Annotated in this window: 9 protein-coding genes; 3 read left to right on the forward strand and 6 right to left on the reverse strand. The window is 54.8% G+C overall.

What is annotated here, in order from left to right:
* Positions 1-232: 232 nt before the first annotated feature.
* Positions 233-1,741: a glycerol-3-phosphate dehydrogenase gene (gene glpD / locus EHN07_RS16860; RefSeq protein WP_124025206.1), complete on the reverse strand. Its 1,509-nt coding sequence runs from the start codon at positions 1,739-1,741 to the stop codon at positions 233-235.
* A gap of 194 nt (positions 1,742-1,935) precedes the next feature.
* Between glpD and glpE the strand changes: the two genes are divergently transcribed.
* The 3 genes from glpE (at position 1,936) to EHN07_RS16875 (ending at position 3,941) form a co-directional block, all read left to right on the forward strand.
* Positions 1,936-2,265, forward strand: a complete 330-nt coding sequence (gene glpE / locus EHN07_RS16865; protein ID WP_124025207.1) for a thiosulfate sulfurtransferase GlpE — start codon at positions 1,936-1,938, stop codon at positions 2,263-2,265.
* A 64-nt stretch (positions 2,266-2,329) separates the two neighbouring features.
* A complete protein-coding gene (glpG, locus tag EHN07_RS16870; protein ID WP_124025208.1) occupies positions 2,330-3,160 on the forward strand; it encodes a rhomboid family intramembrane serine protease GlpG in 831 nt (276 codons plus the stop codon).
* Positions 3,161-3,182: 22 nt separating this feature from the next.
* The gene (locus tag EHN07_RS16875; RefSeq protein ID WP_124025209.1) at positions 3,183-3,941 is read left to right on the forward strand and encodes a DeoR/GlpR family transcriptional regulator; all 759 of its coding nucleotides are present in this window, start codon (positions 3,183-3,185) and stop codon (positions 3,939-3,941) included.
* Positions 3,942-3,988: 47 nt separating this feature from the next.
* Here EHN07_RS16875 and glgP read toward each other — a convergent pair whose 3' ends face one another.
* The 5 genes from glgP to glgB all read right to left on the reverse strand — a co-directional run bounded on the left by glgP (position 3,989) and on the right by glgB (position 13,464).
* Positions 3,989-6,436 carry a glycogen phosphorylase gene (gene glgP, locus EHN07_RS16880; RefSeq protein ID WP_124025210.1) on the reverse strand — a complete coding sequence of 816 codons (2,448 nt, stop codon included), beginning with the start codon at positions 6,434-6,436 and terminating at the stop codon, positions 3,989-3,991.
* Between the two features lie 22 nt (positions 6,437-6,458).
* On the reverse strand, positions 6,459-7,892 hold the full coding sequence (gene glgA, locus EHN07_RS16885) for a glycogen synthase GlgA (protein ID WP_124025211.1): 1,434 nt from the start codon (positions 7,890-7,892) through the stop codon (positions 6,459-6,461).
* Between the two features lie 108 nt (positions 7,893-8,000).
* On the reverse strand, positions 8,001-9,284 hold the full coding sequence (glgC, locus tag EHN07_RS16890) for a glucose-1-phosphate adenylyltransferase (RefSeq protein ID WP_124025212.1): 1,284 nt from the start codon (positions 9,282-9,284) through the stop codon (positions 8,001-8,003).
* A 14-nt stretch (positions 9,285-9,298) separates the two neighbouring features.
* Positions 9,299-11,281, reverse strand: coding sequence for a glycogen debranching protein GlgX (glgX, locus tag EHN07_RS16895; RefSeq protein ID WP_124025213.1), 1,983 nt, complete (start codon positions 11,279-11,281; stop codon positions 9,299-9,301).
* Positions 11,278-13,464 carry a 1,4-alpha-glucan branching enzyme gene (gene glgB, locus EHN07_RS16900; RefSeq protein ID WP_124025214.1) on the reverse strand — a complete coding sequence of 729 codons (2,187 nt, stop codon included), beginning with the start codon at positions 13,462-13,464 and terminating at the stop codon, positions 11,278-11,280. Before glgB ends, glgX begins: the two co-directional genes overlap by 4 nt.
* Positions 13,465-13,550 lie beyond the last annotated feature (86 nt).

Genomic DNA, 13,550 nt, shown 5'->3' on the forward strand with positions numbered 1-13,550 from the left:
CTGGCCGGGCGCCGGGGTTGCCAGGGGGCTGGCGTGAGCCTCCTGGCACGTTCACCGTATACGGAAACTATAGAGATAACCTTGCGTTCAGGTGAACGGAAAACCTGAGAAGCTTACAGATCTCACCCTGACAGATTGCCAGAGTGAGGCGCAAGTTATGTATAAGAGACAGCTTAGGGTGAGGGGATTATTGAGAACGGCTTCGCCCTCTCCTGGGGGAGAGAGCGGAAACTCACGAAGCCAGAGACAAATGCGCCTTCCCATTATGCTTTTCCAGCCACTGCGCCACCCGCGCCTGCTGTTCTTCCGTTAACCACATCCCTAATTTGGTCCGGCGCCAGATAGCATCATCCAGGGTACGCACCCATTCGTGTTCAACCAGGTAACGTAGCTCGGCTTCATAAAACTCGTGGCCGAAATCTTCCCCCAAATCATCCTGACTGGCTTTTTCGGCCAGCATCACATCGCTGTTGCTGCCGTAAGTGCGAGAAAAACGCCGTGCCAGGCTTTCGGTCAGGAATGTGTAACGCTGGCGCAGCTGTGCGGCGTAACGATCGCGATCGCCGTTAATTTCTCCGCCCGGCAAGACGCTGCCTTTAGTCCAGCCAGGACCCATGTTCGGGTAATAGCCTTTTAGCTTATCCAGCGCGTGCTCGGCGAGTTTGCGGTAAGTAGTGAGCTTGCCGCCGAATACCGACAGCAGCGGCGCTTTGCCGTGCTCGTCATGAATATCGAGCGTGTAGTCACGCGTGATGGCCTGCGGCGAATCCGATTCATCATCACACAGCGGGCGCACGCCGGAATAAGTCCAGACGATATCTTCACGGCTGAGCGTGTTTTTAAAATGCGCGTTATAGGCAGTCAGCAGGTAGTTAATTTCGTTGTCATCAATATGGGCATCTTGCGGGTTGCCCTGATATTCCACGTCGGTAGTGCCAATAATAGAAAACTCATCCATCCATGGGATCACGAACACGATGCGCTTATCTTCGTTTTGCAGAATGTAAGCCTGCTTCTGATTGTGCACGCGCGGCACCACAATATGGCTGCCTTTAATCAGGCGGATGCCGTATGGCGAAGGCAGCTGCAGGCCATCGTCAAAGAAGTTTTTCACCCACGGGCCGGTGGCATTCACCAGGCCGCGAGCGTGCCAGCTAAGGGTTTCACCAGTATCGATATCCTGCGCTTCAACAACCCACAGGCCGTTTTCACGCCGAGCACGGGTTACGCGAGTACGGGTTTTCACCTCGCCACCTTCGCGCGTCACCATTTGCGCATTCGCCAGAACCAGGCGCGCATCGTCCACCCAACAGTCAGAATATTCGAAACCGCGCACGATATTCGGTTTAAGCACCGAATCTGCACCAAAACGCAAACCGCTGGATGCCGGCAAGCTGGTGCGCTTGCCGAGATGGTCGTACATAAACAAACCAATACGAATCATCCATGCCGGACGTAAATGAGGACGATGGGGCAGACGAAAGCGCATAGGGAAGGCAATATGGGGCGCCATATTCAGCAGCACTTCGCGCTCGGCTAAGGCTTCACTCACCAGACGAAACTCGTAATGCTCCAGATAGCGCAGGCCTCCGTGGATAAGCTTCGAGCTTTGTGAAGAGGTGGCGCTGGCTAAATCCTGAGCTTCAAGCATTAACACGGATAAACCACGGCCTGCGGCGTCAGCGGCGATACCTGCCCCGTTGATTCCTCCGCCAATCACAATCAGATCTTTAGTTTCCATGCTGCCCCCACCCACTTTCGTTAAAGTTCAAATATGTTCGTTATCGCTCATACTAGCAAGAGTACACGCGCTTTGTAACGAAAAAAAAACATTACTGCGTGATACAGATAACATAATGGCGTTAATATCAGCGGCCTGAGGGGAGATTCCCTTAATATGGCACCAGCCGATTGAATAAAGCGATGAGCAAATCCATGGAAACTTTTGAGTGTATTGGTGTGGAAGAAGCGCACCAGAAACTGCAGCAAAAACAGGCAGTGTTAGTTGATATCCGCGATCCGCAGAGCTTTGCGATGGGCCACACCCCGGGCGCATTCCATCTGACGAACGATCGTTTAGTTGCCTTTATGCAGCAAACCGATTTCGAAACGCCGGTGATGGTGATGTGCTACCACGGCAACAGCAGCAAAGGCGCGGCGCAGTATCTGCTGCAACAGGGCTATGAGCAGGTATATAGCGTCGATGGCGGCTTTGACGCATGGCATCGCCATTTCCCGGCAGAAGTGACGCACGGCGCTTCTTAGCAATCGGGAAATCGCAGCGTTGCAGTTATACTGCTTCCCTTTGTCTGGATTTGGCTGAAACTTTATGATCATGATTACCTCGTTTGCCAACCCGCGAGTCGCGCAGGCCTTTGTCGACTATATGGCGACGCAGGGGATTATCCTCACCATCCAACGGCATGAGCAAAGTGATATCTGGCTGGCAAATGACAGCCAGGAAGCGCGCGTTCGTGCGGAGCTTGAACTCTTCCTTGCTAACCCTGGTGATGCGCGTTATCTGGCTGCAAGCTGGAATACCGGCCATACCGGCAGCGGTTTGCACTACCAGCGCTATCCTTTCCTCGCCACCATTACGCAGAAAGCAGGCCCGTTCACTATGGTTATCATGGCCGCCTGCGTGTTGGTGTACCTGATGATGCAGGTGATGGGCGACCGCGCGGTGATGGTATGGCTCGCCTGGCCATATAAAGAGAGTTTGCACTATGAACTGTGGCGCTATTTCAGCCATGCGTTGATGCACTTTTCTATTATGCATATCGCGTTTAACCTGCTGTGGTGGTGGTATCTCGGCGGCCCGGTGGAAAAGCGCCTGGGCTGCGGTAAACTCATTACCTTAACGCTGGTTTCCGCGCTGCTGAGCGGCTTCGTGCAGGCGAAATTCGGCGGCCCGCTGTTTGGTGGCTTATCGGGTGTGGTATACGCATTAATGGGCTATGTCTGGCTGCGTGGGGAACGTGACCCCGACAGCGGCATCTATATGCAGCGCGGCCTGTTAGGCTTTGCAGTATTGTGGATTGTGATAGGATTTTTCGATGTTTTAGGCATGTCTATCGCCAATGCAGCCCATATCACCGGTCTGGTGGTTGGTCTGGCGATGGCGCTGGTTGACACTTTGCATGCGCGAAAACGAACATAGCCTTTCAGGAGAGTAAAACAGCGTGAAGCAAACACAACGTCATGACGCGATCGTCGAACAGGTTAAAAAACAGGGCTATGTCAGCACAGAAGAGTTAGTCGAGCAGTTTGCGGTTAGCCCGCAAACTATTCGCCGCGATCTCAACGATCTGGCTGACCAGAACCTGATCATGCGCCATCACGGAGGTGCCGCACTTCCTTCCAGTTCCGTGAATACGCCGTGGCACGACCGTAAAGCCACGCAAACGGCAGAAAAAGAGCGTATCGCCCAAAAGGTCGCCAGCCAGATCCCTGACGGCGCCACGCTGTTTATTGATATCGGCACCACGCCGGAAGCGGTCGCTCATGCGTTGCTAAACCACAGTAAGCTGCGCGTGGTGACGAATAACCTGAACGTGGCGAATACGCTAAAGGTGAAAGAAGACTTCCGCATTATTCTGGCCGGTGGCGAATTACGCAGCCGCGACGGCGGCATTATCGGCGAAGCGACGCTGGATTTTATCTCTCAGTTCAGGCTGGATTTCGGCATTCTGGGGATCAGCGGCATTGACAGCGATGGCTCGCTGCTGGAGTTTGATTACCATGAGGTTCGCACCAAACGTGCGATTATTGATAATTCACGCTGCGTGATGCTGGTGGTCGATCACTCTAAATTTGGCCGTAACGCGATGGTCAACCTGGGCAGTATTAGCCTTGTCGATCAGGTTTATACCGATGCGATGCCACCGCCAGGCGTGATGCAGGTGATTGCCGAAAATAATGTGCTGCTGGAATTATGCTAAAACAATCCTCACCCGACCCTCTCCCTGAGGGTCGGGTGAGGGGAAAATTACAATCTCACCGGCTTGATATGCCAAATCTCATCGGCGTATTCCTGAATCGTTCTGTCAGACGAGAAATACCCCATATTGGCAATATTGTGCATGGTGCGAATCGTCCACTCTTCCGGCTGGCGATACAGCTCATCCACCCTGTCCTGGCAATCCACATAGCTGCGGTAATCTGCCAGCACCTGATAGTGGTCGCCAAAATTAATCAGTGAATCCAGCAGGTCGCGGTAGCGCGTGGGTTCGCCGGGGCTGAACATCCCTGCGCCAATTTGCGTCAGCACCTGGTGAAGCTCTTCATCCTGCTCATAATATTCACGCGGCTGATAGCCGTTGCGCCGCAGCGTTTCCACCTCTTGCGCCGTATTACCGAAGATAAAGATATTATCCGCCCCAACATGCTCCAGCATTTCGACGTTTGCCCCATCGAGCGTGCCAATGGTCAGCGCGCCGTTGAGGCCGAATTTCATGTTACTGGTGCCGGATGCCTCGGTGCCCGCCAGCGAGATCTGCTCGGAGAGATCCGCCGCCGGAATGATGATCTGCGCAAGGCTGACGCTGTAATTTGGGATAAACACCACTTTCAGCCGATCTTTCACTAGCGGATCGTTGTTGATCACCTGCGCCACATCGTTGATCAAATGAATGATGTGTTTTGCCATGTAATAGGCCGACGCCGCTTTACCGGCAAAGATATTCACGCGCGGCACCCAATCAGCGGTGGGATCGGCCTTAATCCGGTTGTAGCGCGTAATCACATGCAGCACGTTCATTAGCTGGCGCTTGTACTCATGAATACGTTTGATTTGCACATCAAATAACGCGTTAGGGTTGACCACCACGTTCAGCTGCTGGCCGATATAACCTGCCAGACGCTTCTTGTTGGCAAGCTTCGCCTTACGCACATCCTGATGCACCGTCGGGTAATCAATATGCTGTTTGAGATCGTTAAGCTGGCTAAGATCGGTACGCCAGGTGCGGCCAATGTTTTCATCCAGCACTTCTGAAAGCGGCGGGTTCGCCAGCGCCAGCCAGCGACGCGGCGTCACGCCGTTGGTTTTATTACAAAAACGCATCGGGAAAATGGCGGCAAAATCGGCAAATAGCGACTGCACCATCAGATTCGAGTGCAGCTCAGACACGCCGTTGACTTTGTGGCTGACCACTACCGCAAGCCATGCCATACGCACTTTACGCCCATTCGATTCATCAATAATCGAAGTACGCCCCAGCAGCGCGGTATCGTTTGGGTGCTGCTCCTGAAGGGTTTTCAGGAAGTAGTCGTTAATTTCAAAGATGATCTGCAAATGGCGCGGCAGGATTTTACCTAACATATCCACCGGCCAGGTTTCCAGCGCCTCGCTCATCAGCGTGTGGTTGGTGTAAGAGAAGACCTGGCAGGTCACCTCAAACGCCTCTTCCCAGCTGAATTTGTGCTCGTCGATAAGTAAACGCATCAGCTCGGGGATCGCTAACACCGGGTGGGTGTCATTGAGGTGGATGGCGATTTTGTCCGCCAGATTGGCATAGGTTTTATGCAGCTGATAATGGCGGCTGAGAATGTCCTGCACGGTAGAGGAAACCAGGAAATACTCCTGGCGCAACCGCAGCTCACGGCCGGAATAGGTCGAGTCATCCGGGTAAAGCACGCGTGAGACGTTTTCCGAATGATTTTTATCTTCTACCGCCGCGAAGTAATCGCCCTGGTTAAACTTACCGAGGTTAATTTCGCTACTCGCCTGCGCATTCCACAGACGCAGCGTGTTAGTGGCATCGGTATCGTAGCCCGGGATTATCTGGTCATATGCCACCGCCAGAATTTCTTCGGTTTCTAGCCAGCGGAATTTTTTACCTTCCAGCTGCACACGCCCGCCAAAGCGCACGGTGTAGCGCGTGTTGTGGCGCTTAAATTCCCACGGGTTGCCGTATTCGAGCCAGTAGTCCGGGGACTCTTTCTGGCGGCCATCAACGATGTTCTGTTTAAACATGCCATAGTCATAGCGAATACCGTAACCGCGCCCGGGCAAACCGAGCGTTGCCATTGAGTCAAGGAAACAGGCGGCGAGACGACCAAGCCCGCCATTGCCGAGGCCGGGGTCGTTCTCTTCGTCAATCAACTCTTCAAGATCGAGCCCCATCTCTTCCAGCGCATTTTTGACATCTTCATAAATACCTAATGAAAGCAGCGCGTTAGAAAGCGTGCGGCCAATCAAAAACTCCATCGACAGATAGTAAACCTGGCGAACTTCCTGGGAAAGCTGAGCGCGGTTTGAACGCAGCCAGCGTTCTACCAGGCGGTCACGAACCGCAAATAATGTGGCGTTAAGCCACTCATGCTTATTGGCAATAGCCGGGTCTTTCCCAACCGTAAACATCAGCTTATAGGCAATTGAATGCTTTAAAGCCTCAATACTGAGCGTCGGTGAAGCATAGGAAAAGGGTGCGTTCATATCAGTGATTCCTGGTGGATGTCTACAGCAAACGTTGATACAGATCGCGGTAGGAATGCGCCGCTACCTGCCAGCTAAAATCCATGCTCATTGCCTGACGCTGAACAAACCGCCACAGCGAAGGGCGAGACCACAGCACGAAGGCGCGCCGAATCGCTCTTAACAGCGACCAGGCATTACTGTCTTCAAACACGAATCCACTGGCGATGCCGTCAGCCAGATTTTCCAGCGAGCTATCCGATACCGTATCGGCCAGCCCGCCGGTACGCCGCACCAGCGGTAAGGTGCCGTACTTCAGGCCATATAGCTGCGTCAGACCGCAAGGCTCAAAACGGCTAGGCACCAGAATCACATCTGCCCCGCCCATAATGCGGTGCGAGAAGGCTTCGTGATAACCAATTTGCACCCCAACCTGCCCGGGATGCTCCGCCGCCGCCGCCAGGAAACCTTCCTGCATCACGGGATCCCCCGCGCCCAATAGCGCCAGCTGCCCACCTTGTTCCAGCAGCCCAGGCAACGCCTCCAGCACCAAATCCAGCCCTTTCTGGCTGGTCAAGCGGCTCACCACCGCAAACAGCGGCGCTTTGTCGTTCACCTTCAGCCCCATTGCCACCTGCAGCTGGCGCTTGTTCTCGGCCTTTTCTTCCAGCGTGTCGCGGGTATAACGCGAAGCCAGCAGCAGATCGTGGGCCGGGTCCCAAATTTTTTCGTCCACGCCATTGAGGATGCCGGACAGCCGGCCTTCACGGTGACGCTGGCGCAACAGCCCTTCCATACCGTAAGCAAACTGTGGCTCGGTTATCTCACGGGCATAGGTCGGGCTGACCGCGGTAATATGATCGGCATAGTAAAGGCCCGCTTTCAAGTACGAAATTTGACCGTTGAACTCCAGGCCATTCATGTCGTAGAACGACCAGGGCAGGTCAATTTCATTCATATGATGGGCATAAAACAGCCCCTGGTAAGCCAGGTTGTGAACGGTAAACACCGACTTTGCCGGGCGGCCGCGAGCCTCCAGATACGCTGGCACCAGACCCGCATGCCAGTCGTGGGCATGCACAATATCCGGGCGCCAGAAGGGGTCCAGACCACACGCCATCTCGGCGCCGACCCAGCCCAACAGTGCGAATCGGTGCACGTTATCGGTGTAGGCAAACTGATGGGTATCGTGATAGGGGCTACCCGGGCGGTCGTATAAATGCGGAGCGTCAATCAGGTAAATCCCCACGCCGTTGAAGTGGCCGTATAACAAAGTCATATGACCGGCGAAGGTGTCACGCTGTGCAACAACCTGCGCATCAACAATGCCACGACGGATATCCGGGAATGCAGGCAGCAGGACTCTCGTCTCAACACCTCCTGCAATTTGTGCCGCCGGTAATGCCCCCAGCACATCCGCCAGGCCGCCCGTTTTCAGCAGTGGAAAGATTTCAGAACATACATGTAAGACCTGCATTATCGCTCCCGTGTGGCAAGTCGTGGCGCGCTCTTTAATAAACTTCAGATACGCCAAACGATAAAATTACAACGCGCAGCCATTGCCGCGCGAAGGTCAACCCCATACTTAACCAGGCAGTTTCGCCAGCATCTCCCGCGTGACCAAAACAATGCCTTCTTCAGAGCGGTAAAAACGGCGCGCATCTTCTTCGGCGTTTTCCCCCACCACCATGCCTTCTGGAATGACGCAGGCGCGGTCGATAATGCAACGGCGCAGGCGACATGAGCGCCCGACTTTGACATCCGGCAGCAATACTGAAGAATCAATGTTGCAAAATGAGTTGATGCGCACGCGCGGGAACAGCACCGACTGCACCACCACCGAACCGGAAATAATGCAGCCGCCGGAAACCAGCGAGTTCAGCGTCATACCGTGGCTGCCCGAGCGGTCCTGGACAAACTTCGCCGGAGGCAGCGGCTCCATATGAGTGCGGATCGGCCATTGCTGGTCGTACATATCCAGCTCGGGAGTGACAGAGGCAAGGTCAAGATTGGCTTTCCAGTAAGCTTCCAGCGTCCCGACATCGCGCCAGTACGGCTCGGCATCCGGGTCCGACTGCACGCAGGAAAGCGGAAATGGGTGCGCAAAGGCCTCACCCGATTTCATGACGTACGGAATGATGTCCTTCCCGAAGTCATGGCTTGAGGCGTCGTCTTTGTCGTCGGCTTCCAGCAGTTCGTACAGATAATCGGCGTCGAAAACGTAAATCCCCATGCTGGCAAGTGCCCTACTATCGTCACCCGGCATCGATGGCGGGTTAGCCGGTTTTTCCACGAATTCGATAATTTTCTCTTCGCTATCCACCGCCATGACGCCAAACGCCGACGCCTCATGGAGCGGCACCGGCATACATGCCACGGTGCAGCGCGCGCCTTTCTCCACATGGTCAATCAACATGCGCGAGTAGTCTTGCTTGTAGATATGATCGCCCGCGAGGATCACCACGTACTCCGCCTTATAGCGGCGAATAATATCGAGGTTTTGCGTCACCGCATCCGCCGTACCGCGATACCAGTTTTCGCCGTGCACCCGCTGCTGCGCGGGGAGCAAATCCACAAACTCATTCATCTCTTCGCTGAAAAACGACCAGCCGCGCTGGATATGCTGCACCAGCGTATGCGACTGATATTGCGTGATCACGCCGATGCGGCGAATCCCCGAGTTAATGCAGTTCGACAGGGCGAAATCAATGATGCGGAACTTGCCGCCAAAGTGGACCGCAGGTTTGGCACGTGTCGCGGTTAAATCTTTTAATCGGGTGCCGCGCCCACCGGCCAGAATCAGGGCGACAGATTTATTCGGCAGCTGTCTTGCCAACATCAAAGGATCGTTCTTATCAAGCCTAACCATGACTGACTCCTTTTTTATGCCTTCTGGAATACGCAGACTCCATGCGCAGGACCATGCCATACAACCGTCACCACCGGGTTATCCTCACCGGCAAACGGAGGAATAGCGCGCCACTCCCCTGCGGGTAACACGATGTCGGCCACTTCTTCGGTGGCGTTAATCGTAATCAGCCAACGTTGTGAAAGCTGGATTTGCAGGCGATGAACGCCGTTTTCCCACTCGTCAGCACTCAGAGGCTGAGCCTCTTTATTCCACCAGCAGACATTGCCATCTCCTTCTTCCCACCAGGCGTTCCGGGTTAATGCCGGAATGGTCTTGCGTAGATGAATCAATGCTGCGGTAAATGTGGTCAAGCCATCGTTACCGTGCTCCCAGTCAAGCCATGTCAGCTGGTTGTCCTGGCAGTAAGCGTTATTATTCCCGTGCTGGCTGTGGCCATGTTCATCACCGGCCAGCAGCATCGGCGTTCCCTGAGAAAGCAGTAACAATGTCAGCAGGGCGTGCACGCTGTCGCGCCGCCGTTCCTTGATATACAGGGAGGCTTCCAGCCCTTCGAAGCCATAGTTGTTGCTGTAGTTATTGTTGGTGCCATCACGGTTGTCTTCACCGTTCGCTTCATTGTGTTTGTGGTTGAAGCTGACACAATCACGTAGCGTGAAACCATCGTGCGCGGTGATTAAATTGATGCTGGTTGAAGGGCGACGTTCGCCACGACGATATACATCGCTTGAACCGGCAAAGCGGCAGGCGAATCCCCCTAACGATAGATCTTGCCGCAGCCAGAAACGCCGCATGCCATCACGAAAATGGTCATTCCATTCAGCAAATAACGGCGGGTAATTGCCAACCTGATAGCCGCCGGCACCGATATCCCAGGGCTCCGCAATCAGTTTTATTTGCGCCAGAACCGGATCGTTTTTGATCGCTTCAAACAGCGGCGCATCCTGGCGGAACTCCGGGGTGCGCCCCATAACAGACGCCAAATCAAAGCGAAAACCGTCCACGTGCAGGCTGTCAACCCAGTAACGCAGGCAATCCACGACCTGGGCCACTACCCCCGGCATACTCAAATTCAAGGTATTACCGCACCCGGTCCAGTTCTGGTAATCGCCGTTATCCATTAACCAATAATAGCTACGGTTGTCGATTCCGCTCAGAGAAAGGGTTGGGCCATCGAGGTCCAGCTCTGCACTGTGGTTGAGCACAATGTCGAGGATCACTTCTATTCCCGCCTCGTGCAGCGCTTTAATCGCAGCGCGCAGCTCATTGGCGGCACGACACGGATCGTGATTAACCGCGTAATAACCTTCGACAGCGTAGATAGCGCGCGGGTTGTAACCCCAGTAGTTGCTCAACCCCAAATGGGCAACGCGCGGCTCGCTGACAAAATGCGCCACCGGCAGCAGTTCCAGCGCCGTAATCCCCAGGCGTTTGAAGTAAGCAATCATCACCGGGTGGCCGAGCGCCGCATAAGTGCCGCGCAGGGCTGCTGGAATTCCGGGATGAAGCAACGTTAAGCCGCGGACATGCGCCTCATAAATGACCGTGTCGCCCCACGCGGTGCGCGGAGGTTTATCATCCTCCCAGTCGAACTTATCCTGCACCACCACACATTTCGCCATATGAGGGGCGCTATCTTCCAGATTGGGTTCATGGTAGCCGCCGTGGAGATGGGGGTGATTATCGACCCCGCCCACCACGACACGAGCGCAGGGATCGAGCAGCAGTTTCGCCGGATTAAAACGATGGCCGTTTTGCGGCTCCCACGGCCCATGAACCCGATAACCATATTTCAGGCCAGGCTTTGCGCCTGGCAAATAACCGTGCCAGATATCGCCAGTACGCACCGGCAAATCGTAGCGTTGCTCATGACCCTGCTCGTCAAAAACACAGAGTTCGACTTTATGAGCATGGGCGGAAAACAGGGTGAAGTTCACCCCTTTCCCATCATAAAACGAGCCGTAAGGCGCGGAGTTTCCGGCGGTAAGCTGCGTCATTCAGCCTCCCGAACCAGCCAAATCGTGGAGAGCGGCGGCAGCGTCAGGCTCAGGGAGTTCTCACGCCCGTGGCTTGGGATCGCATCGCTGTTAACCGCACCACTGTTCCCGGCGTTGCTGCCGTGATAGTGCATCGAGTCAGTGTTCAGCTCTTCGCGCCAGCGGCCTGGCTGGTTAATGCCGAAGCGATAGTTGTAGCGCGGCACCGGCGTGAAATTACTGGCAACGATAATTTCATTCCCTTTCGCATCCCGGCGCACAAAGATAAACACCGAATTCACGTTGTCTTCAACCACCAGCCATTCAAAGCCGTAGCTGTCAAAATCCAGCTCGTGCATTGCAGCGTGATGGCGATAAGAGTGGTTTAAATCGCGGACAAGCCGTTTTACGCCGTGGTGCCAGTTATCGCCGCCTTCCAGCAGGTGCCAGTCGAGGCTGCTGTCGTGATTCCACTCGCGCCCCTGGGCGAATTCGTTCCCCATAAACAGCAACTTTTTGCCGGGGAATGCCCACATCCAGCCGTAATACGCGCGCAGGTTGGCAAATTTCTGCCAGGCGTCACCCGGCATGCGGTCAAGAATGGATTTTTTGCCGTGCACTACTTCGTCGTGCGACAACGGCAGCACGAAGTTTTCGGTGCTGTTGTACAACATACCGAAGGTCATTTTGTTGTGATGATACTGGCGGTACACCGGGTCGAGCTTCATGTAATCGAGCGTGTCGTGCATCCAGCCAAGGTTCCATTTAAACCAGAACCCCAGTCCGCCCATGGACGGTGGCCGTGAGACGCCGGCAAAGTCGGTTGACTCTTCGGCCATCGTCACCGCGCCGGGGGTTTGCTCGCCGATAATGCGATTGGTATTCCGCAGAAATTCAATCGCTTCGAGGTTTTCACGCCCGCCTTTATCGTTGGGTACCCACTCGCCAGGCTGGCGGCTGTAATCGCGGTAAATCATCGACGCCACCGCATCCACGCGCAGGCCGTCAATGCCGAAACGCTCAATCCAGTACAGCGCATTACCCACCAGGTAGTTGCTGACTTCACGCCGCCCGTAGTTGTAAATCAGCGTGTTCCAGTCCTGGTGGTAACCTTCGCGCGGGTCGCCGTGTTCATACAGCGCAGTGCCATCAAATTTTGCCAGGCCTGCGTCGTCGGTCGGGAAATGGCCCGGCACCCAGTCCAGCAGCACGTTCAAACCCGCGGCATGGGCGGTATTGATAAAGTAGCGAAAGTCTTCACGCGTGCCGAAACGGCGCGTTGGCGCGTATAAGCCCTGGGGCTGGTAGCCCCAGCTGCCATCGAACGGGTGTTCGTTAATCGGCAACAGTTCCAGGTGGGTAAAGCCCATCTCTTTCACGTAGGGCACCAGTTGGTCCGCCAGTTCACGGTAGCTGAGCCAGAAATTATTGTCGGCGTGGCGACGCCATGAACCGAGATGCACTTCGTAAATTGAAATCGGCTGGTCAAACCCGTTGGCGCGTTGGCGCGCCGGGCTTAACGTGGTTTTTTCCGGCAGGCCACAAATCAGCGAGGCGGTTTCCGGGCGCATCTGCGACTCAAACGCATACGGGTCGGCCTTCAGGCGCAAATGCCCGTCGGTATCAATCAGCTCGAATTTGTAGAGTTGACCGGGATGAGCACCAGGAATAAAGAGTTCCCAGATACCACTTTCACGGCGTAAACGCATCGGGTGGCGGCGACCATCCCAATAGTTAAACTGCCCAACGACGGAGACGCGGCGAGCGTTCGGAGCCCACACAGAGAAACGCGTGCCGGTCACGCCGTCCATCGTGTCGGCGTGTGCGCCGAGCGTTTCATAGGGGCGTAAATGCGTGCCTTCAGACAGCAGCCAGCTATCCACCTCCTGGATTAGCGGCCCAAAGCGATAAGGATCATCAATAAGATTTTCCTGGCCATGCCACATAACGGCCAGCTGATAACGAAAAGGATTTTTACGCCGGGGGATGACCCCGCAAAAGAAACCGCGTGAATCAATACACTCTAACTTGCCGACTTTTCCACCCGTTTTCGGGTCGATAATCCAGACTTCTGTCGCGTCAGGTAACAGGGCGCGAACTTCCAGCCCGGCTTCTGTTTTGTGCATTCCCAGCAAGGAGAAAGGATCAGCAAAATGACCCGTAATTAGCGCATTTATCACGTCTTTTTCTGGATGAACAGACATGGCATTGGTCCTGTTTTTTATCTCTCATCCCGGCGTTACGCTTAGCACGCGCGGGTGAAATTTATGTTGACCCAACAGGCAGCAAT

This window comes from Buttiauxella warmboldiae (assembly GCF_003818135.1).
Lineage (GTDB): Bacteria > Pseudomonadota > Gammaproteobacteria > Enterobacterales > Enterobacteriaceae > Buttiauxella > Buttiauxella warmboldiae.